This window comes from Streptomyces sp. NPDC052036 (assembly GCF_040680495.1).
Classification (GTDB): Bacteria; Actinomycetota; Actinomycetes; order Streptomycetales; family Streptomycetaceae; genus Streptomyces.
The window spans coordinates 169,688-194,557 of sequence record NZ_JBFAWW010000017.1; the positions used below are offsets into that span (position 1 = coordinate 169,688).

Genomic DNA, 24,870 nt, shown 5'->3' on the forward strand with positions numbered 1-24,870 from the left:
CCGACGTTCGGACTACGCGGATACCGGTCGTGCACCGGCACTCGCCGGTTCAGACGGGGTGGCCGGACAGCGGGTTCGCCGGCCGGTCAGCTGTCACACGGCGGTGACAAGGCCCTTGCCGTCTCGCCGCAATCGCCACGATTCTGCCTGGTCGCCGCGCCCTGAGCGGCCGTTCGACCGCACGATCCCGCCGAGGTCCCCTGGTTGACGTAGTGTCATCTTCAGTGGTTCATTGGCTCAGCCACTCAACCACTCTCCGTCTGGGGGCCTAGGTGGAACCACTGCCACGCGAGACGATCGTCGACGCTCTGGAGAAGCGGCTGCGCGAGGACATCCTCGACGGACGCCATCCGGCCGGGACCTATCTGCCGCCCGAACGCGAAATGGCCGACGGATTCGGGGTCACGCGCACCACGCTCAAGCACGCCTTCGGCCGGCTGGCTCACGCCGGACTGCTGGAGACACGGCACGGAGTGGGCACCCGCGTACGCGACTTCCTGCGCCTGGGCGGGGCGGATCTGCTGCCCATGCTCGTACGCCACAGCCCGGACTGGATCGGTGAGATCTTCGAAGTCCGCCGTAGCATCGGCGCGTTGATCGCGGAACGCGCCGCCGCCAGTGCCAAGGACCCGCAGATCGCCGAACTGCGCACCCTGCTCGCGGCCGTCGGGGACGCGGCCGGCGGCGACCCCGTACAGCTGGCGGACGCCGAGGTGCACCGGGCACTCGCCCGAGCGACGGGCAACCGTGTGTACGTCCTGCTGACCAACACGCTGTTCAACGCGTACCTGCCGGTGCGCGCCGCGCTCGTCGGCCCCTTCCAGGATCCCCGGGCCGCACGGGACCGTCTGGCCCCGGTGGTCGAGGCCGTGGCCGCCGGTGACCAGGCCGGGGCGCGCACCGCCGCCGGCGACTATCTGTCGGCCACGGAACGCATCATGCTCGAAGGGCTGGCACACGCCCACGGACGCCGGGAGGGTGCCCGGTGACCGCACGCGGGACGACCTTCGAGGAAACGATGCTGGGCCGTGTGCGCCTCGTCCACGAGGACCGCGACCGCCCCGTGCGGCTCGATCTGAGGGCCCGGACCGACCGAGTGCTGCTGCCCCACCGCACGACGCACGCGCGGCTGACTGGACGCGTACGGATTGCGGGACGGGCCGACGACCCGGAAGCCGTGGGGCAGTTGGAGATCTCGCCCCTGGCCCGCCGCAGGATCCGCTACCGGATCACCTTCACCCTGGAGGGCCGGCGCCTGACACTGGACGGCTGGAAGTCCGTGTCGCCCCGGCGCCCGCTCGCCTCGCTGACCGTGTTGCCGTACACCCTGTACGAGGAGGGCGAGCGCGTCGGCGACGGGACGCTGCGCTTCCCGCTCACCACCGGCCTGCTGCCCTTCCTCACCAGCTTCCGGTTCCCTCGTGCCGGGGCGCCCGCCGCCGACCGCGAGCACGCGTCACGCTGGGACGGCACCCCCGGGCGGACCGAGGTCTGGTACACCACCGTGACCGATCCGGCGACCGGCACCGGGGTCTGGCTGCACCATGAACTGGTCGCGCCCACCGACGGCTCCGGCGCCTACGCCCACGGGTGGGCCGCCGTCTACCCGAAGGACGGCCCCGTCGAACACGCGGCCTTCGGCCCCGTCCCCTGGGAGGCGGGTCCCGACGGCTTCACCGCCGAGGGCGTCAGCGCCGTCCCCGGCCGGCTCGCCGGCTCCGCGGGGCCGTTCGCCTGGGCACTCACCGAGACACCCGAGGGTCCGCCCCTCCACACCTTCCCCCGCTGGTCCTGGCGACGCCCCTGGCTGCCGGCCGCGCAGATGCTGCCCGCCACCCGCGCCCGCTACACCGGAACGATGCGGTACGGCACCGGCGAACTGTCCCTGGACGGCGCCCCAGGCGCGAGCGCCCGCATCTACGGCCACGGCAACGCCCGCCGCTGGGCCTGGCTCCACGCGGACCTGGGCGGCGGCGACATTCTGGAGATCATCGCCGCGGTCTCCATGCGCCGGGGACTCGACCGGCTGCCCCCGCTTGTCTTTCTGCGTCTGCACCACAACGGCCGCACCTGGCCCCGGCGCGTGGAGCGCTCCGCCGTGGGCTGGGCGGGCATCGGCCGGTTCCGCGCGGACATCGGCCTGCCCGAGTGGCGGGTGGAGGGCCGGGCGGGCCGGCGCCGCATACGGGTGACGGTGACCCAGCCGCCCGAACGGACGCTGGCCCTCGACTACACCGACCCGGACGGGTCCCTCGCGGTGTGCCGCAACAGCGAGACGGCGGACGCGGTCGTCCAGGTGGACCGCTGGCGGGGCAGCTGGCGGCCGGAGGCCACATGGAGGCTGTCGGGCACCGCCCATGCGGAGGTCGGTGAACGATGACCCACTCGACGCCCGCCGCATGGGCGGGCCTTGTCGCGGCACTCCTCGCGGACGACGGCACCGCCGACTGGACACGGGCCGTGCCGCGACGGCTGGACACCCTCCTCGGCGCCATGCCCGCTCCGGCACGGACAGCGGTGCGCGGCGCGGCCGCGGCGGTCGACGCCTACGCCATGGCCCGCACCGGAGGGCGGCTCTCGAGCCTGAGCCCCGCCGAACGCGAGAACGTGATGGCCTCGCTCGCCTCCCACCGGGCCCTGCTGCCCCTCCTCGACGCGGTGAAGGTACCGGTGCTGCTGGCGGCCGGCACCGAACGGACGCTGCGGCACGACGGCGTGGCCGCGAGATCCGCGGACTCGGCCCCCGACGATCCACCGCTCCACTGCACGCCCTCCGCCCAGTGGCCCACACGGTCCACGGCGGATGCCGTCGTCATCGGATCCGGTGCCGGCGGGGCCATGGCGGCGAGGACACTCGCCCGGGCCGGCTTGAGTGTCGTCGTGGTCGAGGAGGGCGAGCACCACACCACCGCGTCGTTCGCGCGGCGGACCCCGCTCGACCGCTTCCGCGATCTCTACCGGGACGGCGGCGCGACGATCGCCGTCGGCAACCCGCCGCTGGTCCTGCCCGTGGGCCGCGCGGTCGGCGGCACCACCGTCGTCAACTCCGGGACCTGCTACCGCACACCGGACCATGTACTCACCCGCTGGCTCCGCCGCCATGGCTTCGCGGCCGCCGAAGGCCTCGACCGCCGCCTCGACGAGGTCGAGCGCACCCTGAAGGTGGCGCCCCAGCCACTGGACGTCCTCGGCACCAACGGGCTGCTCGCGCTGGCCGGGGCACGGCGGCTCGGCTGGGCCGCCGCACCGCTCAGCCGCAACGCCCCGGGCTGTGCCGGCTCCTGCCAGTGCGTGGTCGGCTGCCCCACCGGCGCCAAACAGAGCGTCCAGCTGTCCGTGCTTCCCGAGGCCTGCGCGGCCGGTGCCCGTATCGTCACGAGCGCGCGGGTGCGGCGGATCCTCACCGAACCCGACCGGCCCGGCGGCCCACGGGCCGCGGGGGTGCTGGTAGGGCGCCCGGACGGCAGCGAACTGGAGATCCTCAGCCCGCTGGTCGTGGTCGCCGCCGGGGCCCTGGGGACCCCGCCGCTGCTGCGCCGCTCCGGCCTCGGCCGCCACCCGCGGCTCGGCCGCAACCTCAGCGTGCACCCGGCCATCAGTGTCGCGGGCCGCTTCGACCGGCCGGTGACCAGTTGGAAAGGCGTGCTGCAGAGCGTCGGCGTGGAGAATCTGCGCGCCGAGGGCATCCTCATCGAAGCCACCGCGGCACCCCCGGGCATGAGCTCGTTCGTGCTGCCCGGCGTGGGACGCGAACTGCGCCGCGAACTGGACGGCGCGGACCGGCTGGCCACCGTCGGCGCCATGATCGCCGACCGCCCCTCCGGCCGCGTCCACGGCCGGGTCCGCACCCTGGTCCGCTACGACCTGGCCCCGGACGACGCCCGCCGCCTGCTGCGCGCCCAACGCGCCATGGGCGAGCTGCTGTTCGCCGCGGGCGCCGAGGAAGTGCTCACCGGAGTGCCGCACGCCCCGCGCGCTCGGACCCCCGCCCAGCTGGAGGCGCTGCTCGACACGGTGACCGCGCGCCGCCTCCATGTCTCCGCCTTCCACCCCACGGGCACGGCCGCCGCCGGCTCCGACCCCGAGCGCTCACCGGTCGACCCGGACGGGCAGCTGCGCGGCATCCACGGCGTGCTGATCGCCGACGGTTCCGTGCTGCCCAGCTGTCCGGAGGTGAATCCCCAGCTGAGCATCATGGCGGCGGCCCTGGCGATCACTGAGCGCTGCGCGACGAAGGCTCTGTGACACCGGCCCCGCGATCCTCCCGTACCGGGAAGGCGCCGAACCCGCACCACCCCGGGCGCGGCCTCCGGGCGGAGGGGGCTCCTCCCGGCAAAGGCTCCGCACCCGCTCCAGATGTGCCACGTTGGTTTGCGACGACTATGGAAGGAGGCACAGCGGCCACCGAGGCGCGGCACGAGCCATGACCCACTGGGAGAGGGGATCGGTGCATGGGGACGACGGACTCCTCCCGGCCCGGCCGGCGCCCGTCGCCGGTCCGCCCGGCCGCGCCGCCCAGTGGCCTCCTCGATCTGCTGAGCGTTGCCGCCGTGGTGCTGGACTCGAAGGGCCGGGTGGTCTTCTGGAGCTCTCACGCCGAGGAACTGTTCGGTTACACGGCGGCGGAGGCGCTCGGCCGGTTCGCGGCGCGGCTGATGGTGCACGAGGAACACCTGGACGAGGTGGTCCGGCTGTTCGCCGAGGTCATGGAGTCCGGCGTCGACTGGGCCGGGGCCTTCCCGATCCGGCACAAGGACGGCAGTACGCGCCTGGTGGAGTTCCGCAACATGCGGCTGCTGGACGACCTGGGCGACACCTACGCACTGGGACTTGCCGCCGATCAGGCCACCGTCGAGCAGGTCGAACGGGACGTGGCCCTGTCCACCCGCCTGGTGTCCCAGTCCCCGATCGGGCTGGCCGTGCTGGACACCGGTCTGCGGTTCCTGACCATGAACCCGGCTCTGGAGCGCATCGTCGGCCTGTCCGCCGCAGAGCAGCTTGGCCGGCCGATTCCCGAGGTCCTGGCGTTCCTCGACACCACGGGCTTCGAGGAACACCTCCTTGGCGTTCTCGACACCGGGAAGCCGGTCGTCGACCGCCATGTGCTGTGTCATCCCCCGGCCGACCCGGACCACGAGCACGCCTGGTCCGTCTCCTACTACCGGCTGGAGGACTCGGGCGGCCGGGTGCTGGGCATAGCCTTCTCCGTCATCGACGTCACCGAACGTCACCGGGCGGCCACGGAGGCGGCCCGCGCCCGGCAGCGACTCGCCCTGATCGCGAATGCGTCGGCGTCCGTGGGCACCACCCTCGATCTGGAGATCACGGCGCGCGAGCTCACCGATGTCGTCGTGCCGGTGCTCGCCGACGTGACCTCGGTGAACGTACTCGACAGCGCGCTCACCGGCCGGCCCACGGCGCCCTCGGGGCCCGCCCGCTTCCGCGTCCTCGCCGTCGCCGCGGCCCGCCCCGAGGACGCCTGCCACCCGGACGAACAGCCCGGGCGAGGCATCACCTATGAGAGCGACCACCTGATCACACGATGCGTGCAGACCCGCCGGCCGGTCCTGCTGCCGCACACCACCCCCTCGGATCTGCCGCGCATCACCCGTCACCCCGGTGCCGCCGCTCGTCTCGCGGCGGCCGGGCTGCACTCCTATCTGGCCGTCCCGCTCATCGCCCGCGGCGAAGTCCTCGGCGCGCTCGCCCTCAAACGCACCCGTCACCCGGCCCCCTTCGACGAGGAAGACGTGTTCCTCGCCGCAGAGTTGGCCGCCCGCGCCGCCGTGTGCATCGACAACGCCCGCGGATACCAGACCCAGCGCCATGCGGCCCTCACTCTGCAGCGCAGTCTGCTTCCCGAGCTCCCGTCGAGCCGGCCCGGTCTGGAGGTCGCCTGGCGCTATCAGCCCGCCGGCGCCGCCAGCGAGATCGGCGGTGACTGGTTCGACGCCATATCTCTGCACGGGGACAAGACCGCCCTGGTCGTCGGCGACGTCATGGGAAGCGGCATCAACGCCGCCGCCACCATGGGCCAACTCCGCAGCGCCACACGCGCCTTCGCCGAACTCGACCTGGCACCCGCCGAGGCCCTCCACCATCTCGACCATCTGAGCGAGGGCATCGGGCGCGCCATCACGACCTGCCTCTACTGTGTCTACGATCCTCACCGGGGCCAGTGCGAGATCTCCCTCGCCGGCCATCTGCCACCGGCCCTGATGCGCCCGGGCCGCCCGGCGCAACTGCTCAACCTGCCCCCCGGCGTGCCCCTGGGCGTGGGCGGGATCCCCTTCGACACCACCACCATCGCCTTCCGCCCCGGCGATCAGCTCGTCCTGTACACCGATGGTCTGGTCGAGACCCGGAGCGACCCCATCGACGCCCGCCTGAACACCCTCCTCGACGCCCTGACCGCGGCCCGGCAGCTGGATCTGGAGGAGACCTGCGACCGCCTCCTGGCGATCCTCCGTCCGCCGGGCGGCGAGGACGATGTCGCCCTGCTCATCGCCCGGGCCCGTAGCTGATCCCGCGCGTGCGCCGGGGACGCGGACGGTCGTCGCTCACGCGCCGTGCGGCCGGACGTGTTTGCCGTAGGCGGGAGCGGTAACGCGGTGTCCATGAGTGAACCGAACAGCGGAACGAACCAGAACACCGATGCCAAGCGGACGCCCGCGGCCAAGGCCAGGCGCACCGCGGACAAGGCCACCGCTCCGGCCTCACGGGCCGCGAAGAACGGCGCGGCCACCACGGCTGACGCGGCCTCAGCGGCGAGGTCCGGCGCCGAGCGTACGGCGGAGTCGGCGGCCGGGGCCCTGCACGTCGCGGCCAAGGGGGTGGAGGCGGGCCGCCAGGCCGTCATCGCGACCTCGGGTCATGTCGCGGCGACGGCGAAGACGGCGTGGACGGTCATCGCCCACCGGAAGCTCGTCGCCGCGGGCGTCGGGGCCGGACTGACCGCGCTGAGCGCCGCGTCGTACGCGGTGGGCCGCCGCACGGGGAACCGCGCCCAGGGCCCCCTCACCCGGCTCACCGGCGGCCGCATCTGACGTGCGAGGGCGCAGCCCCCTGTGTGGCCCGGCGACCGGGTGGCCGATGGCCCGAGGGCCGGGTCGGGCCGCGGACAGCGCGGCCACGACCACGGCCGGTCGGCACCCGGGCCGGCCTCAGCTCAGATTGCCCAGACGGGCGTCCTGCCACAGATCCACGCCGCCCTCGGTGGCGTACTTGTCGATCTCGGCCAGTTCCTCGCTGCTGAAGTCGAGGTTCTCCAGTGCGGCGACGTTCTGCTCCAGCTGTTCGACGCGCGAGGCGCCGATGACGAGCGAGGTGACGCGTTCGTCCCGCAGGGCCCAGGCAAGAGCCATCTGGGCCAGGGTCTGCCCCCGGCGCGCGGCGATGTCGTTGAGGGCGCGCAGCCGGTGCAGCATGTCCTCCGACAGCCAGGCGGTGTCGAACGACGTGCCCTGCGCGGCACGCGAGCCCTCGGGGATGCCTTCGAGATAGCGGCCGGTCAGCAGGCCCTGGGCCAGCGCCGTGAAGCCGATGACGCCGAAACCCTCCTCCTGGGCGGTGTCGAGCAGGCCCTCGGTCTCGATCCAGCGGTTGACCATGCTGTAGGACGGCTGGTGGATGAGGAGCGGGGTGCCCAGCTCCCGCAGGATGGCGACCGCCTCACGGGTGCGCTGTGTGTCGTAGGAGGAGATGCCGACGTACAGCGCCTTGCCCTGGCGGACGGCGGTGTCGAGCGCGCCCATCGTCTCCTCGAGCGGCGTGGTGGCGTCGAGGCGGTGGGAGTAGAAGATGTCGACGTACTCCAGGCCCATGCGGCTCAGCGACTGGTCGAGCGAGGCGAGGAGGTACTTCCGGGAGCCGCCGCCCTGGCCGTAGGGCCCCGGCCACATGTCCCAGCCGGCCTTGGTGGAGATCACCAGTTCGTCCCGGTACGGCGCGAGGTCCTGCTTCATCAGGCGCCCGAAGTTGATCTCGGCGGAGCCGTAGGGCGGGCCGTAGTTGTTGGCGAGGTCGTGATGGGTGATCCCGAGGTCGAAGGCGCGCAGGGCGATCTCGCGCTGCGTCTCGAACGGCCTGTCGTCCCCGAAGTTGTGCCAGTAGCCCAGGGACAGGACGGGAAGGTCGAGCCCTGAGCGCCCGGTGCGGCGGTAGCGCATGGTGCCGTTGTAACGCTCAGGATCCGCGACGTGGTTCATCGGGTGATCTCCGGATGGTTCGGTGAAGGGTGCCCCCGCCGGGAGACAGGGGACGAGCCCACAGTGCCTCCGTGTGATCCTGAAGTCCAATAGCTCCTTTTCATCGGATTCAGCGGTGTCGCTTCTGAATCGCTCCCGGAGCCGCACCGTCCCCGGGGACGGCGCACCGAACCTCGTACCCGAAGGCCGTGGCGTCCCCGGGTCGGTCGGCGGATCAGCGCATGAGCGCCTTGCGGAGGGTGGGGTAGCAGCCGATGACCGTGTCGAGGCCGACGATCTGCATCACACGCATCACGGGCTCGGCCAGATTGGCCAGGCGCAGCCAGCCACGGGCGCGGTGGGCCGCGTGATGGGCGGCGACGAAGGCGTTGACACCGCTGGAGTCCATGAAGGTGACGGCGTCGAGGTCCACGACGGTGTATCGCGGGCCGGAGCCGTCCACGGGAATCAGTGTCCGCCGCAGGCCGTCGACGGTGTCGTGGTCGATCTCGCCGCGCAGGGTGATGACGTGTATGCCGTCGACGGTGGTACGGATGATCGACAGCCGGCCGGGACCGGTTGATCCTGCGGTCTCTGTCACGCTTCCCCCCACCAGCAGTCGGTGACGCTGTCGGCCGGTCCCTCTGTGCGAAGGCTGCCCTGGATGTGACGGGGAATGCTCCTCGCGCCGAGTCCGTCCGGGCCTGTGGGGCGTGGGCGGCCCGGCTGCGGGTAGACGCGGGGCGTGAACGGGGTGGCAGAGGCGGTCCGAATGGATCCATTTCCGCAGGGCGAGAGCCGTACGAGGCCGAACGAGGGCCTGCTACGGACCACGATCGTGCTGGACGGCGGCGGGGCGTGCATCGCCGAGGCCCGGCAGCTCACCGCGGCGTTCCTGGCGCGGGTGCAGGCAGAACACGGGATTCCGGTGTCCCTACGGGCGATGGACGTCACCCAGCTCGTGGTGAGCGAGCTGGTCACCAACGCCCGCAAGTACGCTCCCGGTCCCGTGCGGCTGGAGCTGCGGGTCGTCGGCGCGGCGGTGGACGTGACGGTGTGGGACAGCGATCCGGTGCTGCCGGTGGCCCAGGCGCCGGACCCGGGAAGGGTGGGCCGGCACGGCCTGGAGATCGTCAGGGCCGTCTCGCAGGGGTTCGAGGTGCGGCGCGAACCCGTCGGCAAACGCGTCAGAGCGCGTATCGCCCTGTGGGACGACCCGGCCGTCCGTCCGTCCGGACACCCTCCCCTGTAGCAGGTGTCCCGCATCGGCCCCCGGGTACGGCAGCGGCGTTCGGAGGTCACGGTGGGGTGACCCGGGGCGCGAGAGTGCCGGCCTGGGCGCCGGAGAGCTGGTCGAGGGAATGGCCGCGGGTCTCGACGCGGAAGACGAGCGTGATGAGGAACCCACAGGCGCAGGCCACGGCCACCGCGTAGAGGAGTGCGGCCTCGCCGATGCCTGCCAGCATCACCGGGAAGAGGAACGTGCCGAGGGCCGCGCCGAGTTTGCCGCAGCCCGCCGCGAACCCATGTCCCGCCGCGCACATCTCGGACGGGAACACCTCGGCGGGCAGGGCGAACGTGGTGGCGTTGGGCCCCAGGTTCATCAAGGTGTTGAACAGGGCGAAGCCCAGCACCACCAGTGCGAGATGGGCCTTGGCCCCGCCGGACATCTGGGTGCTCGCGGCGAGGACGCACAGCGCGATCGCCATGACCGCGAAGCCGGTCAGTTGCAGTGGGATCCGGCCGACCCGGTCGATCAGCAGAACCGCCACGACGAACCCGACGACGAGGAAGACGTCCAGCACGGCGGTGCCCTTGGTGGACGCGATGCCGTCGGCGATGAACGTGGAGTCGGCGCGGCTCAGCGCGAACGAGGCCAGCAGGGTGGGGGTGAAGATGCCGACCCCGTAGGTGGCGATGTCCATCAGGAACCACGGGGCGGAGGTGAAGACGGTGCGTCTGCGCCATTGACGGGAGAAGAGCTGGGGCTGGAGGAACGCCCGTGCACCCTCCGCGGGCGGCGCGTGCCGTTCCCTGTCCGCGGCGGTCACCTGCACGGGTGCGCCGTCGGGCGCCCGGCCGACCGCGCGGGCCTGGCTCTCGTGCCCGTTCTGGGCGAGCCAGCGGGGACTCTCCGGCACCCGGCGGCGCAGCCAGATGATGAACAGGGCCGGGAGCATCCCCGGCGGCGACGGGAGTCGTGGTCCTCCAGGCCCGGCCGCAGGTGAGCTCGTGGCGGATCATGCTGGGATTGGGGACCCCTCGGAGACCGCATCGGACGCAGCCGTATCTTCCGGGTCGATCTGTGGCTGTTCGTCGTCTTCTCGATCCTGTGCGCGGCCGCGTGGGACGTCTGGTCCCTCATGATCTTCCGGGGCGCGCTGGGCATCGCGGTCGGCCTGGACTATCCGATCGCCGCGAGCTACCTGGCGGAGATCCTGCCGTCCAAGGCGCGTGGACGGTGGCTGGTCAGCGGCGCGATCGCGCCGGATGCGGACAACGGGCGACGCGACGGCACCAAGGCACTCGAACGGACGTACTTGCTCCGGCCGGGCCGCCGGCCCGCGCAGGAGTCACGAGCGCCGGGAAAGTCCCCGGTTCACCGTGCTCATCTGCTGGGTTTCTTCGCGACACTGGCTATCGTGAAAGCATGAAACGGACCTCATTCTCCGGCTGGCCCTGCTCCATCGCGCGGACCGTCGACCTGCTCGGTGACAGCTGGACGCCCCTCGTCCTGCGCGAGGCCTTCTACGGGATCCGCCGCTTCGACGAGTTCCAGAGGGAATTGGGCATCGCCCGCAACACCCTGACCGACCGGCTGAACGTGCTGGTGGACGAGGGAATCATGGAGAAGCGGCTCTACCAGAGCGAGCCGCGGCGCTACGAGTATCTGCCGACGGAGAAGGGACGGGATCTCTTCGCCGTGCTCGCCGCGATGTCCCGGTGGGGCGACCGGTGGCTGGCGGGGGAGGAGGGCGTCCCCGTCGTGCTCCACCACGATGTGTGCGGTCATGACACCCATGCCGAGGTGGTGTGCGCCGCCTGCCACAAGCCGCTGGAGGCCGAAGACACATCGATACGGATGGGGCCCGGCTACCCGGAACGCCTGAGGCGGCGGCCGGATGTCCAGCGACGGTTCGGCACTGTCTGAACGATCTCGGCCGCGCGGTGCCTTGACAGGTGAGTCTCGTAAAGCAACTCTGGTGGTCAAACCCTGGATGTTGAGGAGGTTGACCGACTTGGAGTGGACGGGCGCACGCTACGCGGACAAACCCACCCTTGAGGTGAGCACCTGGATCGATGCTCCACCGGAACGGGTGTGGGGTCTGGTCTGCGACATCAGCCTGATGCCGGGCATGAGCGAGGAACTCCAGTCGGTCGAATGGCTCGACGGTGCCGCAGGACCCGCGGTGGGGGCCAGATTCCTCGGCCGCAGCAAGCACGAGGCCTTCGGGGAGTGGGCGACGACCTCCCACGTCATCGAGTACGAGCCGGGGCGAGCGTTCGCCTGGGCGGTGGAGGACCCGGCCCACCCGTCCGCGGTCTGGCGCTTCCGGGTTCGGCCCAAGGACGGGGGAACCGAGCTTTCCGAGTGGATGCAACTGGGCCCGGGCCGCTCCGGTCTGTCGTACGCGATCGACCGGATGCCGGAGAAGGAACAGAAGATCGTGTTCGTGCGGCTGCGCGAGTTCGAGGGTGCCATCGCCTCCACTCTGGAGAAGATCAAGGAAAGGGCGGAGGCCTGATGCGCACTGCCACAACGATCGAGGCATCCGGCGGTGAACCGTGGTCGCAGCAGGCCGACTTCGTCGTCGAGGCCGAGAAGCTGGGCCTGGACATCTGCTGGGTGGCGGAGGCATGGGGCTCGGACGCGCCCTCCGCGCTCGGGTACTACGCCGCGCTCACCGACCGCATGCTGCTGGGGTCCGGTGTCATGCAGCTGGGCACGCGTACCCCGGCGGCTGTGGCGCAGACCGCGATCACGCTGTCCAATCTGTCCGGCGGGCGGTTCCTGCTCGGCCTGGGCGCCTCGGGTCCACAGGTGATCGAGGGCCTGCACGGGGTCCCGTTCGCCCGGCCGCTGAAGCGCATGCGCGAGACCGTGGAGATCGTGCGGCGGGTGGTCGAGGGCGGCAAACTCTCGTACACAGGATCGGAGTTCCAGGTTCCGCTGCCCGGCGGCGACAGCGTCCCGATGCGGCTGTCGATGCGGGCGGAACACCAGGTCCCCATCTACCTGGCCGCACTGTCGCCGGCCATGCTGCGACTGACCGGTGAGATCGCCGACGGCTGGCTGGGAACCAGCTTCGTACCCGAAGCCGCGGCCGACGCCTACTTCGCTCATCTGGACGACGGCCTGGCCCGCAGCGGGCGTACCCGGGCGGATCTCGACATCTGCCAGGGCGCCGAGGTCGCCTTCGCCCCGGACGAGGACGCACTCGGCGAGATGACCGCCCGACGGAAGAAGGAACTGGCCTTCAGTCTGGGCGGCATGGGATCGGCGTCCACGAACTTCTACAACAACGCCTACAGCCGCCAGGGCTGGGCCGAGGTCGCCACCGAGATCCGCGCACACTGGCAGGCCGGTGACCGGGACGGTGCGGCGGGCCTCGTGACCGACGAGATGGTGCTGGGTACGACGCTGATCGGTACCGAGTCCATGGTGCGCCGGCGGCTGAAGGTGTGGCGCGACGCCGGCGTGGACACCGTCCGCCTCTACCCCGCCGGGGAGACTCTGGAAGCCCGGCTCACCACACTGGCGAGGGCGATCGAACTGGTGCGGGAGGTCGACGACGCGTCATGAGCGCGGTCGCCGCGCCCGGCTGCCGCGGGGTGGTTGCCGGGCATGGCGACCGCAGAGTGGTTGCCGGGCGCGTCCGCGGCGGGCCTGAATGAACGTCACATTCCTTTTCATCGCCCCTCCGCTGTCCGGGAATCCGCCCTTTCTGCCGCGGAATTCGCCCGCTGTGCCTCGGTGATGGGGCGCCCTGCGTGAGGCACCCTCGCGCAGGGGTGGGCACTTGTGGAAGTGTGGTCTTCCGCCGAAGGAAACGATTCGCCGGAATCCGGAGGCCGCTGTTCACGCCTGACCGGATTTCGACGGCTGGCGTTGCATTTCAGACCGGCCGAGGCGTGCGCCGGAGCGTCGTCCGATTCATGGGGCGCTCATACACGCGACCATTTGCGCGCGGAAAGCTTATGCCTCCGCGCGCTCTTTTCATGCTTCTGCGCCCCGTTTCTGTCGGCCGCGCCCCGGATCTACTTTTGGCGAGAGGCTTGAAATCCCCTTACCGACAGGCCGTCCGGCCTGTTCCGGCCATCGCGTCCGTGGGGTGATGATCCCATGTCTGCCACCGGTCTTGTGCTGCTCAAAGGTGGTCCGAGCGATGCTCCGCAGGTCGTACACGCGCCGCCCGGCGGAACGGACGACCCGGTGAAGCTCACGTATCGCGACGGCTACGACCATTACGAATTCACCGGCGAGTTCGTCGACATCGGTGCGGGCCCGATGCCCGTCTACCGCTGGGCGCGCCACACCCGGTACGCGGAATAGCCGGGCCCCCAATACACAGCCGCCGGGGACGAGCGGACTCCACGCGAAAACCGGTGCGGCCATCTTTTTTCGGCAGTGGCACACATGCACCTGCCCATCGCCTCCTGGAGGTCAAGATGAGCAATCCCCTTAACCGGCCGCGGATCGACGAGAGGTCGGCCGGACCGGCCCGCGGTGGAGTGAGCGCGAGGGATGTCATGGTGACCGGTATGGGTTTCTGCCTGCCGGGCAGCAGCCGGCCCGTGTTCACCGCGGACGACATCTGGGACGTCGCCTCACGCGGCAGATCCTGCCTTGCGCACGGCGACGTCTACTACGGCGCGGTCGATCTGTCCCCGGCCATGTTCGACGCCCGGCTGCCGGACATCCCGTCGACGTTCTCCCGGCACTACACCAACGCTCACCGGTTCGGACTGGTGTCCCTGGTGGAGGCTTGCTCGGACGCCGGACTCGACTTCCGCGCCGGTGACTTGACCGAGGCCGCCGTGCTGACCGGGCGCGGCGGAGTGGACTCCAATGTCGACCCCTATCTGGCCGTGCTGACCGCCGATCCGCTGACAACCAGCCCGCAGGAGGCCATGGAGCTGTTCGTACGGGGCCAGCAGGGACTGACACCCTCGGACGTCTCCCTGGTGCAGGGAGCCCTGGTACGGTCGACCGGCCCCTGCTTCACCGTGTCCTGCGGATGTGCCTCGTCCGCGGTACAGGTCGGCACCGCCCGGCAGTTGATCGCCGACGGCGTCGTCGACCTCGCCGTCGTATCGGGCGTGGATCTCTTCGGCCTCGACGTCATCCTCAACGTCCAGCGACTGCTGCGCTCCGCCCAGGGGGCCTACGACGCCGTACGCGTCGAGGGCATGCCCGAACTCCTGCCGTCCTTCGACCGTCTGATGCGCCCCTACGACCGCCGGGCGGACTGCGTGAACCACGGCGAGGGCGCGGCCACCCTCGTCCTGGAGTCCCGACGGCACGCCGACCGGCGGGGCGCGCGCCCCTACGGGCGGGTGCTGGCCCACGCCATGACCCGCGACGGGCTGATGAACCCCCTGGCCAGCGACGACAGCGGCGCCGCGCTGGTGCGAGCCGTTCGCCGGTGTCTGGGCGACCGCTGGGACATCGCGCAGGTGCCGTACGTCCACGGCGGCAGCGACGGCGATGTCGTGGTCACCGCGTTCGAGGCGAACGCGGTCAGGCAGCTCTACGGCCCGGACAGCGAGGTGATGATGACCTCGCAGGAGGCCTGCTTCGGGCACAACGGCGCGCCGTCGGGCTGTGTCGGTGTGGCGCTGAGCCTGCTGATGATGGAACGGGGTGAGGTCTGTCCCACAGCGAACTGCGAAGAGCCCGCGGACGACCTGCCGTTCGACCCCGTCGCCGGGACCAGCACCAGGCCCCTGGACTTCGACTACGCGCTGACCTGCAACTATCAGATCGGCGGCGTGAAGAATGTGATTCTCGTGGGCAGCCCGAACGCCAGGTGACATCGGGCGCCCGCCCCGCACACCCCCGCCTCTCCGGCCCGCGCCCCGGACCCGCGGCCCGCGGAACGCGCCCGATGCCGTCCCCCCACCCGGCCGGCACCGACCGCCTCCGCCCTCGGCGTGCCACCCGCACCAACACATCCACCCCAACGGAGGGGCTCGTGGGACACAAGGAGCAGGAACCGGCAGGCGGCGACGGCGGCCGCATCGCCGTCATCGGCATGGGCTGCCGGCTTCCCGGGGACGTCGACTCGCCCGGGGCGCTGTGGCAGTTGCTCGCTGCCGGACGCGACGCGGTCACCGACCCGCCGCCCACTCGTACGGAGATCGGGCGGACACCGGACGCCGCGTCACCCCGGCAGGGCGGCTGGCTGAGGAACATCTCCGGCTTCGACGCCGCGTTCTTCGGGGTCTCGGGACGGGAGGCGGACATACTCGACCCCCAGCACCGGCTGCTGCTCGAGGTGTCCTGGGAGGCCCTGGAACATGCGGGCCTGCTGCCCGACCGTCTCGTGGGCACGCCGACCGGGGTGTTCACCGGCCTGAGCTACACCGACTACATGGACCGCCTGGCCGGGCACCCCAAGGAACTGGAGGGGGCCGTCCTCACGAACGGGCACTGCGTCGCGCCCGGCCGTATCTCCTATCTCCTCGGGCTCCAGGGACCGTCCGTCGCCCTGGACACCGCGTGCTCGTCCTCCCTGGTCGCCCTGCATCTGGCCGGGCAGGCCCTGGAGCGGGGGGAGTGCGATGTCGCCCTCGCCGGGGGCGTCACCTTGATGCTGGCCTCCCGCACCACGCGGTCGTTCCTCCGTATGGGCATGCTCTCGCCGACGGCGCGTTGCCGCGCGTTCGACGCGGCGGCCGACGGATTCGTGCGCGGCGAGGGCTGCGCCGTCGTCGTCCTCAAACGGCTGGGGGACGCCGTGCGGGACGGGGACCGGGTGCTGGCCGTGGTCCGGGGCTCCGCCATGAACCAGGACGGTCGCTCGGACGGCCTCGCCGCCCCCTCGGCGACGGCCCAGCAGGCGTTGTTCCGTCAGGCCCTCGCCCGTGCCGGTGTCGACCCCGGTGACGTCGGCATGATCGAGGCGCACGGCACGGGCACCCCGGTCGGTGACCCCGTGGAGTTCACCAGCCTGGCCCGCGTCTACGGCACGGGCCGGGACCGCTGTGCACTGGGTTCGGTGAAGACCAACCTGGGGCATCTGGAGCCCGCCGCGGGCGTCACCGGCCTGCTGAAGGCGGTGATGTGCCTACGACAGGGTGTGGTTCCGGCGAGCCTGCACTTCACCCGGTGGAACACCGCCATCGCGGCTGAGGGCACGCGCTTCTTCGTGCCCGACCGGCTGACGGACTGGCCCACACGCACCGCGACCCGGCTCGCGGCCGTCTCCTCGTTCGGCTTCTCCGGCACCAACGTCCATGTGGTGCTGGAGCAGGCGCCCGCCCCGGCCCGGCGCGGCGGCTCACCGGGCACCCGTCGTCCCGCGCGTCCGGCGGCCCCCGCGTCCCATGTGCTGCTCGTACCGGCGGGCTCCGCCGACGTGCTCCCCACCGCGGCACGGCGCCTTGCCGACTGGCTGGAGGACGAGGGAGCGAGCACGCCTCTCGGCGACATCGCCCACACCCTCGCGCGGCGCCGCCCGGCCGGACGCGGCCGACTGGGCGTGGTGGCCTCCTCCCGCCCCTCTCTCGTGGCCGCCCTGCGGGCGTTCGCCGACGGACAGGCCGTGCCGGGCGTGGTCTCGGGCACGGTGGCGGCCGGTGTGCGCAGGCGACCGGTCTGGGTCTTCTCCGGACAGGGCTCGCAGTGGCCGGGCATGGCGCGCGCGTTCCTCGCTCACGAGCCCGCCTTCGCCGCCGCACTGACCGAGGTCGACTCCCTGATCGCCGAGGAGGCCGGCTTCTCCGTCCTGGACCTCGTGCGGGAGGGACGGGAGGTGACCGGCTGCGGCCGGGTGCAGCCGGCGCTGTTCGCCGTGCAGATCGCGCTGGCCGCCACCTGGCGGGCCTACGGTGTGGAGCCCGCCGGGGTCATCGGCCACTCGATGGGTGAGGTCGCCGCCGCCGTCGTCGCGGGAGCCCTGTCGCCGCGGGAGGGCACCCGGGTGATCTGCCGGCGATCCGCGCTGCTGACCCGCGTCGCGGGCGCCGGCGCCATGGCCACCGTCGCGCTGGGCCGCACCGAGGTGGAGGCGGACCTGACGGCGGCGGGCGTCGAGGCGTCGGTCTCCGTCGCGGTGCTCGCGGCCCCCGGCTCCACCGTCGTCGCCGGTGCCCCGGAGCCGGTGGAGCGTCTGGTCGAGTGCTGGGACGCCCGCGGCATCCCCGCCCGCTTGATCGCGGTCGATGTCGCGTCGCACTCCCCTCAGGTGGAACCGCTGCTGGGGGAACTCGCCGCCGCCCTCACCGATCTGACACCCCGTCCACCCACCGTGCCGTTCTACTCCACCGTGCTGGAGGACCCGCGGACCGTGCCCGCCTTCGACGCCCGGTACTGGTGCCACAACCTCCGCCGTCCCGTGCGGTTCGCGGACGCGGTCCGTGCCGCCGCCCAGGACCGGCACTCGGTCTATGTGGAGGTGTCTCCCCATCCGGTGGTCACCCACGCCGTCACGGGCAGCCTCAGGGGACTGGTCGAAAATCCCGTCGTCCTGCCGACGTTACGACGCGAGGACAACGAGCAGGCCACCTTCCGCACCCAGCTCGCCGCCCTGCACTGCGCCGGAGTACCCGTCGACTGGGGCGTGCTCCACGGCGACGGCGCCCTCGCCGACGTACCCACGCTCACCTTCGACCGCAGGCGGCACTGGGTCGATCCGGGCGACCGGCCCGACGCCGGGGCCCTCGTCACGGATTCCCCCCGCCCGGCGGCAGCGGGCGCGGGCGGCCGGCACAGCTCCCTGCCCGGGATCCACGGGACGATACCGGGCCGCCCTGTCCGGCACACCTGGCGCGGCGATGCCGGGACCCAGGCCCACCCCTGGCTGGCGGACCACCGGGTGAACAACGCGGTGGTGCTTCCCGGGGCCGCCTACTGCGCTCTCGCCCTCACCGCCGCCTGCCAGATGTTCCACGCACCGCCACGCGACGTCGAGGTCACCGATATCGCCTTCCATGAACTGCTCGCTCCGGCCGACCGCACGGACCTCACCATGACGGCGGACCTGACCGCCCAGGACCGCGCCACCTGCCAGGTCTTCGCACGCGCCGACAGCGAGGGGCACGGCCAGGACGACGGGAGCGAGGAGCGGTGGGTGCCCCACGCCGGCGCCGTACTGCGGGCTGGCGGACCGCCACGCGAACCCGAGCCCGTCTCCGTACCCGAGCTGGCCCTGCAACACCCCACGGTCGTGCCCGCCGCCGCCCTGTACCAGCGACTGCGCTCCCGTGGTCTGCACCACGGAGCCGCCTTCGCGGGGCTCGGCGACGTGCACCTCTCGCCCGCCCGTGACAGCGTCTGGGCACGGGTCGCCTTGCCGCCCTCGGCCGGCCCCGTACCGGGTTCGCTGGCTGTCCATCCGGTCCTGGTGGACCTGTGCGCCCAACTGGCGGTGGCGACGCTGGCAGGGGACGAACCCAGCGGCGGTCTCGTACTCCCGGTGGGCGCACGCTCGTTGAGGGTCCACGGGGATCCCTCCGCGATCGTCCTCGGCCATGCGGAGATCACTCGGAAACAGTCCGGTGGCATCACCGCGGACGTCCGGCTGCTCACCGGGGACGGGCACACGGTGATCGCCCTGTCCGGTCTGCGCCTGGTGCACCGCGAGGTCACCGACGACAGCGACGTCGACCGGTGGTTCTACGCCATCGACTGGCAGCCCGTACCCATCGATGCGGTGCCGTCTGCCGGGACCGCCGACGAAGCGCCGGTGGGCGGCTGGCTGGTGGTCGGCGAGCGGGGCGCGGCAACCGAGGCACTCGCCGAGGCGCTCCGCACCGCCGGGGCCGACACCCAGGCCGTCACCCTGGGAGAGCGCGCACACGACGCCGCCGTGCTGCGGTCCTGTCTCGCCGAGCGGGAACCGGACTTGACGCCTGGCGCGGTGGTGTTCCTGTGCGGGCCGACCGTCGCCCCGACCGACGTACCGCCGCAAACGCCCGGGCCGGCGTCCGCCCGGCCGCCCACCTCCGGGATCCCTCCCTCCGACCCCACCGCGGACGCCCTGGCGCGCACCCGGCGGCTCCTGGACGTCACCCAGGCCGTCGTGAACTGCCCCCGGCCACCGAGGCTCTACGTCCTGACCAGGGGCGCCCGCGCGATCGCGCCGGGTGAGACCGACGACCCCGGGCAGAGCCCGCTGCGGGGGCTGATGCGCGTACTGGCCCATGAACACCCCGAGGTGCGTCCCGTGCTGCTCGACATGGGACGGTCCGACGACGACCTGCGGCGGGCAGCCCGCCTGTTGCTCGGCCCCGTGCCCGGGGACGAGTTGGCCCTGCGCGACGGAGCGTGCCGCGTGGCCCGGCTCGTCCCCGCCCCGGTCACGGACACCGAACGCCTGACCGAGACCGCCCCCACCGTGCGCCACGGCGTGGACCGTTTTCGGCTGCGCGCCGGCCGTTCCGGAGACCTCGGCTCCCTGCGCCTCGTGGCAGCCCCGCACCGGGCACCGGGCCCGGGAGAAGTGGAACTCCGCGTCGGCGCGGCCGGATTGAACTTCCGCGACGTCCTCATCGTCATGGGACTCCTTCCGGTGGCGGAGGGCGGCCCGCGTGGTCAAGACCCCATCGGCTTCGAGTGCTCCGGCACGGTGACCGCCGTGGGCCCCGGTGTCACGCACATCCGTGTCGGGGACACCGTGCTCGCCGTGGACCTCGCCGGTGGCGCCTTCGCCTCCTTCACCACGGTCCGCGCCGACGCCGTGGTGCCGCTCCCGGCGGGCGTGGACGCCGTCGCCGCGGCGGGCGTTCCGACCGCGTATCTCACCGCCTGGTACGCCCTGCGGCATGTGGCACGCCTGAGTGAGGGCGAGCGCGTGCTGATCCACTCGGCCACCGGCGGCACGGGCCTGGCTGCCGTCGCCGTCGCCCGCCATCTGGGCGCCGAGGTGCTGGCCACGGCCGGGAACGACGAGAAACGCGGGTATCTGCGCGGCATGGGCGTCCGCGATGTCATGGACTCCCGTTCGCTCGACTTCACCGAACGGACTCGCGAGGCCACCGGAGGCGAGGGTGTCGACGTCGTCCTCAACTCGCTGTCGGGACCGGCGATCCGTGCCGGAGTGGAAGCACTGCGCCCCTTCGGGCGGTTCGTCGAACTCGGTCTCCGCGACATCCTCGACGACAGTGCGCTGGGGCTGGCGCCGTTCCGGCACAACGTCACCTTCAGCACCGTCGATCTCATCGAACTCCAGGGCAGGCGCCCGGAGTTCTTCCAGAGCCTCCTGCACGAGGTCGTCGACCTGTTCACCGCGGGCCGGCTGACGGTGCTGCCGCACCGGGAGTTCCCCCTGCCCCGGGCCACGGAGGCGTTCCGGTTCATGGCGGGCGCGGGCCATATCGGCAAGCTCGTACTGACCGTCCCCGAACAGGGCGCGACGACCGCCGTGTACGACGAGCGGCCGTCGCCGGTCCGCTCCGACGGCGCCTACATCGTCACCGGAGGTCTACGGGGCGTCGGACTGGCCACGGCGGCCCATCTCGCCCGACTGGGCGCGGCCCACCTCGTCCTCAACGGTCGTACGGCGCCCGGCGACGGCTGCGCCGCCGAACTGGCCCGGCTGCGTGCCACCGGAACCCGTATCACCGTAGAACTGGGTGACGCCTCACGACCCGGGGTCGCCGAACGACTCGTGTCCGCCGCGACCGCCGACGGGCTGCCGCTGCGCGGCGTGGTGCACTCGGCCATGGTCCTCGACGACGCGGTCGTCGCCCGCATCACCGACGAGCAACTCGAACGCGTGTGGCGGCCCAAGGTCACTGCGGCATGGCGACTCCACGAGGCCTTGGCGGATCACGCGCCCGACTGGTTCGTGCTCCATTCCTCCATGGCCTCGCTCCTGGGCAATCCGGGCCAGGGCGCCTATGCGGCCGCCAACGCCTGGCTGGACGGCTTCGCCGCCTGGCGGACCGCCCAGGGGCTGCCCACCCTGGCCGTCAACTGGGGCCCCTGGGGAGAGACCGGTCGCGCGACCGGCTTCGCCGACCGGGGCTACCACACCCTTCCCACCCAGGACGGCCTGCGCGCCCTGGGCATACTGCTCACCCACCGGCGCACGGCCACCGGTGTCCTGCCCGGCTCACCGGCAACGTGGATCCTGCCCGCTGTCCGTACCGCCACGTTCTTCGCGGGTCTGCTGGGCGACGGCCACGAGGACCAGGGCACCGCATCCCAGCACAGCGAGCCCGCGACCGGACCCGACATCCGCTCCCGGCTCGCCGGTCTCGACTCCCCGCACGCACGCCGCAGCGCTCTCGAGGCCTATCTCGCGGAAGAGATGCGCACCGTCCTGCAATCCGGCACCTCTCGACCGGACCCGCAGACACCGCTGCGCAGCCTCGGCTTCGACTCACTGCTGTCCATGGAACTGCGCACCCGCCTTCAGGCGGGACTGGGCATCAGACTCGCCAACGACTTCGTGTGGAAGCACCCCACCATCGCCTCGCTCGCCACCGGCCTGGCCCACCGGATGGGCCTGGAGCTGTCATGACCGCGGGACAGGGAAGGGGAACACCGAGGCCCCGCCGGGTCGTCGGGTCGCCGAGACCGAGGCATGGTGACGGCCCGGCAGGACGGCACCCGACGTGTCCTGTCAGGTCGGTGACTGGCCGTACACTCAGCAGTCGCCCATACGGCTGTAAACCGCCTACAGGAAGGTTTCGTTGCACGTGTTCCAGGATGCCCCGATCTACCACCGGCTTGTAGCAGAGCGCGGCGACGTGCCCGCACGCGTTCGCGACGCGGCCGAGAGCATACGTCGCGAGTTGGAAGGAGTCATGCGCACGGGGCAGCCACCCGGCCCTTCCCGACCGGACCTGTTCACTCCCGCTTCGCATGGGCGGCAGAACTCCGCGCTGCCCCCCGGCTCGCTGCCGCAGTGACGTCGCACCGCCGATCGCCGCTCCCGCGAGGCAGGTGACGAGGGCGGCGCTTGCCGGGCCCGCGGCTCCGCAAGTGCCGCCCCGACCGGCCCTCAAGTGCCGCCCGACCGGCTCCGCAAGTGCCGCCCGACCGGCTCCGCAAGTGCCGCCCGACCGGCTCCGCAAGTGCCGCTCCCACGCCCGCTCGACGGGGTCTACGGATGGTTCTCGCCGTCTCACGGCACACTGGGTCGCGTGGACGAAGAGGTCAGAGCTCTGCACGAGCGACTTGCGCGGCTGGAACAACTGCTCACCGCGACCCTGGAGAAGCCGGCCGAGCCGGCCTGGCGTCGGCCCACGGCCCGCGAGTCGCGCTGGGCCGTCACCGCGGCGGTGCTCGGCGCGGTCGCTCTCCAACTGCTGCTCCCCGAGCGGTTGGCGTTCCGGCCGGAATGGCTGCTGCCCGCGCTGGAACTGCTGCTGCTGGTCCTGCTCCTCCCGGGCCGCCGCGCGCGCACGAAACGGACGACCTCGCTGCTGCGCGGCGGCGGGCTGACGCTGGCCGGCATCGTCAGCCTGGCCAACGGCTGGTCCGCCGTGCTCCTGATCAGGGGTCTGGTGCGCGGTACCGAGGGAGGCGACGCCAGAACACTACTGGCGACGGCGGCCGCCATCTGGCTGACCAACGTCATCGTGTTCGCCCTCTGGTACTGGGAGTGGGACCGGGGCGGACCGGTGGCCCGGGCCGAGGGCAGCAATGACTATCCGGACTTCCTCTTCCCGCAGATGCAGAGCAAGGACCTGACGCAGGCGGACTGGGAGCCGGCGTTCGCCGACTACCTGTACGTGTCCTTCACCAACGCCACCGCTTTCAGCCCCACCGACACCATGCCGCTGTCCCGCTGGGCGAAGCTGCTGATGGCGGGCCAGGCGTCGATCTCCTTGCTCACCCTGGCCCTGGTGGTCGCGCGTTCGGTGAACATCATCGGCGGGTGAGCGGCCGTTCTCCGGCGGCGGGAGCAAGGGTCTGCGTCACGGCCGGGTGTGCCTCCAGCTGCTCATGGCCAACCCCGTGCGGCCGGGAGGCATGGTCAGGACCGGCCCCACGGTGGGGGCGCTCGTCCGACCTGGGGCGGCCGGGGGCAGCGACGGGAGGGGGCGGGACGGGGCCGGTACGGCGGGGACGGCGGGCGCGGCCGGCAGGGCGGGCACAGCGGGTACGGCAGGCACAGCGGGGGCCTTGGGGGCGAGGGGCACAGGGGGCACCGCGGGTGCGGTCGGGACGACGGGCGCCGGGTGCGTGGCGGGCGCGGTGGGTGCCGGGTGCGCGGTGGGCGCCGTGGGTGTGGCGGTGCTCTGAAGGCGGACGAGTGTGCTCAGGTGGGCGAAGACGACGGTGTTGGCCAGGTACTCATGGGCGGTGCGGTTGTAGGAACCGCCGCAGGTGATGAGGCGTAGTTGGGGGCTGGGAGCGTTGGCGTAGACCCGCTTGTCGGGGAAGTGGGCCTTGCTGAAGGTTTCGACGGAGTCGACCTGGAAGCGGGCCGTGGTGCCGTCGGCGCGGGTGATGTCGATGGTGTTGCCGGGTCTGAGGAAGCGCAGGAAGACGAAGACGGCGGGACCGGTGGTGGTGTCGACATGACCGGCCACGATCGCCGTGCCTCGTTCACCCGGTGAGACGCCGTCCTTGTACCAGCCCGCGAGGTTCCTGTCGGCGGCGGGCGGCGGTTTGAGATGCCCCGAGGCATCCAGGGACAGATCGGTGAAGGGAGCGTCCACGCCGATCTGGGGGATGACGAGCCGTTCGGGTGCCGACCGGGGCGGCGCTTGCAGGAGGGAGGGCCCGGTCGTCCTCGGAGCCGCCTGGACCGGAGGCAGAGCGGCGGGCGGAGGGCCTGCCGCCGGCTGGAGGGCCGCCGCGGGCGGGGTCGGGGGTTTGGGATCGGAGGGGGGCGTCATGGAGTGGTGGATGAGCAGGCCGCCCAGCGCGACGGCTGCGGCCGGCCACAGAAGGGCCCGGTTGGCGGTACGGACGGGTGGGGCGGAGGGCTGGTCCGTCGGGGCCGGCAGTGAGGAGGTCATGGGAGCGCGCCTGTTCATCAGCGGGGGCGGCGGTCATGCGTCGGCGGGTCGGCCGTCGTTCGGCACGAGCACCGGCACCCGCGGCGGTACGACGGCCGGGGCTGCTGTCGCCGTTTCCTGGCGCGACAGCAGCCCGTGACCGTGACCGCATGGGTGCCGGCGCGGGTGTGCCGGTCAGATTCCCGTGGTGCTGCGGCGGCGGAGCATGAAGGCGCCCGCCCCGAGGCCGCCGAGGAGCAGGATCGATCCTGCGGCGAGTCCGCTGGTGCTGGTGGACTGGGCCAGGAAGCCGCCGCCGGCGTGGACGCCGCCGCGGGGGTCCTGGCGGGCGTTGTCGTGGTGGCGGGCGCCGTGGCCCTGGTTGTCGGAGTTGCTGTCCTCGCCGGCACCGGCGGTGACGTCGTCGGCCTGGGGTCCGCTCTGGGCGTCCTGGTCGGGTGCGCCGTCCTGGGCGCCGTCCTGGGGGCCGCCCTGGGCGTCTTCCTGGGCTCCGTCGCCCTCGTTGTCGTGCCGGCCCTCCTGTCGGCCTTCTTCCTGGCCT

General features: G+C 72.2%; 18 protein-coding genes and 2 pseudogenes. 15 read left to right on the plus strand and 5 right to left on the minus strand.

Features of this window, described 5'->3' with window-relative positions; genetic code table 11:
• Window positions 1–272 precede the first annotated feature (272 nt).
• From AB0L95_RS23815 to AB0L95_RS23835, 5 genes are all read left to right on the plus strand, one after another.
• Window positions 273–989: an FCD domain-containing protein gene (locus AB0L95_RS23815; RefSeq protein WP_365164180.1), complete on the plus strand. Its 717-nt coding sequence runs from the start codon at window positions 273–275 to the stop codon at window positions 987–989.
• A complete protein-coding gene (locus tag AB0L95_RS23820; protein ID WP_365164181.1) occupies window positions 986–2,380 on the plus strand; it encodes a hypothetical protein in 1,395 nt (464 codons plus the stop codon). Before AB0L95_RS23815 ends, AB0L95_RS23820 begins: the two co-directional genes overlap by 4 nt.
• The gene (locus AB0L95_RS23825; RefSeq protein ID WP_365164182.1) at window positions 2,377–4,245 is read left to right on the plus strand and encodes a GMC family oxidoreductase; all 1,869 of its coding nucleotides are present in this window, start codon (window positions 2,377–2,379) and stop codon (window positions 4,243–4,245) included. Before AB0L95_RS23820 ends, AB0L95_RS23825 begins: the two co-directional genes overlap by 4 nt.
• 206 nt (window positions 4,246–4,451) lie before the next feature.
• Window positions 4,452–6,524: a SpoIIE family protein phosphatase gene (locus AB0L95_RS23830; protein WP_365164184.1), complete on the plus strand. Its 2,073-nt coding sequence runs from the start codon at window positions 4,452–4,454 to the stop codon at window positions 6,522–6,524.
• A gap of 93 nt (window positions 6,525–6,617) precedes the next feature.
• Window positions 6,618–7,046, plus strand: coding sequence for a hypothetical protein (locus AB0L95_RS23835; protein WP_365164185.1), 429 nt, complete (start codon window positions 6,618–6,620; stop codon window positions 7,044–7,046).
• A gap of 117 nt (window positions 7,047–7,163) precedes the next feature.
• On the opposite strand, the gene mgrA is transcribed toward AB0L95_RS23835, so the two are convergent.
• Both mgrA and AB0L95_RS23845 read right to left on the minus strand, forming a co-directional pair.
• Complete coding sequence (mgrA, locus tag AB0L95_RS23840) at window positions 7,164–8,207, minus strand: L-glyceraldehyde 3-phosphate reductase (RefSeq protein WP_365164186.1); 1,044 nt, start codon at window positions 8,205–8,207, stop codon at window positions 7,164–7,166.
• Between the two features lie 214 nt (window positions 8,208–8,421).
• Window positions 8,422–8,787, minus strand: coding sequence for an STAS domain-containing protein (locus AB0L95_RS23845; protein WP_365164188.1), 366 nt, complete (start codon window positions 8,785–8,787; stop codon window positions 8,422–8,424).
• 171 nt (window positions 8,788–8,958) lie between these two features.
• Between AB0L95_RS23845 and AB0L95_RS23850 the strand changes: the two genes are divergently transcribed.
• Window positions 8,959–9,438 (plus strand): ATP-binding protein, encoded by a 480-nt coding sequence (locus AB0L95_RS23850; protein ID WP_365164191.1) that lies wholly within the window; start codon window positions 8,959–8,961, stop codon window positions 9,436–9,438.
• Window positions 9,439–9,484: 46 nt separating this feature from the next.
• Here AB0L95_RS23850 and AB0L95_RS23855 read toward each other — a convergent pair whose 3' ends face one another.
• Window positions 9,485–10,366 (minus strand): MFS transporter, encoded by an 882-nt coding sequence (locus tag AB0L95_RS23855; RefSeq protein ID WP_365164192.1) that lies wholly within the window; start codon window positions 10,364–10,366, stop codon window positions 9,485–9,487.
• Window positions 10,367–10,450: 84 nt separating this feature from the next.
• Here AB0L95_RS23855 and AB0L95_RS23860 point away from each other — a divergent pair.
• From AB0L95_RS23860 to AB0L95_RS23900, 9 genes and pseudogenes are all read left to right on the plus strand, one after another.
• Window positions 10,451–10,840: pseudogene (locus AB0L95_RS23860) on the plus strand (MFS transporter); the annotation flags it as partial.
• Window positions 10,837–11,337, plus strand: coding sequence for a helix-turn-helix domain-containing protein (locus tag AB0L95_RS23865; RefSeq protein ID WP_365164194.1), 501 nt, complete (start codon window positions 10,837–10,839; stop codon window positions 11,335–11,337). The pseudogene AB0L95_RS23860 and the gene AB0L95_RS23865, both read left to right, overlap by 4 nt.
• An 88-nt stretch (window positions 11,338–11,425) precedes the next feature.
• Window positions 11,426–11,932 (plus strand): SRPBCC family protein, encoded by a 507-nt coding sequence (locus AB0L95_RS23870; protein WP_365164222.1) that lies wholly within the window; start codon window positions 11,426–11,428, stop codon window positions 11,930–11,932.
• Window positions 11,932–12,990: an LLM class flavin-dependent oxidoreductase gene (locus AB0L95_RS23875; protein ID WP_365164196.1), complete on the plus strand. Its 1,059-nt coding sequence runs from the start codon at window positions 11,932–11,934 to the stop codon at window positions 12,988–12,990. The genes AB0L95_RS23870 and AB0L95_RS23875 overlap by 1 nt, the downstream gene beginning before the upstream one ends.
• 540 nt (window positions 12,991–13,530) lie before the next feature.
• Window positions 13,531–13,740: a DUF5988 family protein gene (locus AB0L95_RS23880; RefSeq protein ID WP_365164197.1), complete on the plus strand. Its 210-nt coding sequence runs from the start codon at window positions 13,531–13,533 to the stop codon at window positions 13,738–13,740.
• 197 nt (window positions 13,741–13,937) lie between these two features.
• Window positions 13,938–15,221, plus strand: coding sequence for a beta-ketoacyl synthase N-terminal-like domain-containing protein (locus AB0L95_RS23885; protein ID WP_365164224.1), 1,284 nt, complete (start codon window positions 13,938–13,940; stop codon window positions 15,219–15,221).
• A gap of 161 nt (window positions 15,222–15,382) precedes the next feature.
• The gene (locus tag AB0L95_RS23890; RefSeq protein ID WP_365164198.1) at window positions 15,383–21,877 is read left to right on the plus strand and encodes a type I polyketide synthase; all 6,495 of its coding nucleotides are present in this window, start codon (window positions 15,383–15,385) and stop codon (window positions 21,875–21,877) included.
• Between the two features lie 178 nt (window positions 21,878–22,055).
• A complete protein-coding gene (locus tag AB0L95_RS23895; protein ID WP_365164227.1) occupies window positions 22,056–22,268 on the plus strand; it encodes a hypothetical protein in 213 nt (70 codons plus the stop codon).
• A gap of 234 nt (window positions 22,269–22,502) precedes the next feature.
• Entirely contained in the window at window positions 22,503–23,243 is a 741-nt protein-coding gene (locus tag AB0L95_RS23900) for a hypothetical protein (RefSeq protein WP_365164200.1), read from the plus strand.
• Between the two features lie 36 nt (window positions 23,244–23,279).
• Here the strand turns inward: AB0L95_RS23900 and AB0L95_RS23905 are convergent, their stop codons facing one another.
• Together AB0L95_RS23905 and AB0L95_RS23910 are read right to left on the minus strand one after the other, a co-directional pair.
• Complete coding sequence (locus tag AB0L95_RS23905) at window positions 23,280–24,329, minus strand: class F sortase (protein WP_365164201.1); 1,050 nt, start codon at window positions 24,327–24,329, stop codon at window positions 23,280–23,282.
• Window positions 24,330–24,503: 174 nt separating this feature from the next.
• A pseudogene (locus AB0L95_RS23910) lies at window positions 24,504–24,870 on the minus strand (hypothetical protein); the annotation flags it as partial.

Excerpts from the sequence above, each read along its gene's own strand:
- AB0L95_RS23825 (WP_365164182.1), top strand. The coding sequence starts at position 2,377 with ATGACCCACTCGACGCCCGCCGCATGGGCGGGCCTTGTCGCGGCACTC.
- AB0L95_RS23830 (WP_365164184.1), top strand. The coding sequence starts at position 4,452 with ATGGGGACGACGGACTCCTCCCGGCCCGGCCGGCGCCCGTCGCCGGTC.
- AB0L95_RS23835 (WP_365164185.1), top strand. The coding sequence starts at position 6,618 with ATGAGTGAACCGAACAGCGGAACGAACCAGAACACCGATGCCAAGCGG.
- mgrA (WP_365164186.1), bottom strand. The coding sequence starts at position 8,207 with ATGAACCACGTCGCGGATCCTGAGCGTTACAACGGCACCATGCGCTAC.
- AB0L95_RS23850 (WP_365164191.1), top strand. The coding sequence starts at position 8,959 with ATGGATCCATTTCCGCAGGGCGAGAGCCGTACGAGGCCGAACGAGGGC.
- AB0L95_RS23855 (WP_365164192.1), bottom strand. The coding sequence starts at position 10,366 with ATGCTCCCGGCCCTGTTCATCATCTGGCTGCGCCGCCGGGTGCCGGAG.
- AB0L95_RS23865 (WP_365164194.1), top strand. The coding sequence starts at position 10,837 with ATGAAACGGACCTCATTCTCCGGCTGGCCCTGCTCCATCGCGCGGACC.
- AB0L95_RS23875 (WP_365164196.1), top strand. The coding sequence starts at position 11,932 with ATGCGCACTGCCACAACGATCGAGGCATCCGGCGGTGAACCGTGGTCG.
- AB0L95_RS23880 (WP_365164197.1), top strand. The coding sequence starts at position 13,531 with ATGTCTGCCACCGGTCTTGTGCTGCTCAAAGGTGGTCCGAGCGATGCT.
- AB0L95_RS23885 (WP_365164224.1), top strand. The coding sequence starts at position 13,938 with ATGGTGACCGGTATGGGTTTCTGCCTGCCGGGCAGCAGCCGGCCCGTG.
- AB0L95_RS23905 (WP_365164201.1), bottom strand. The coding sequence starts at position 24,329 with ATGACCTCCTCACTGCCGGCCCCGACGGACCAGCCCTCCGCCCCACCC.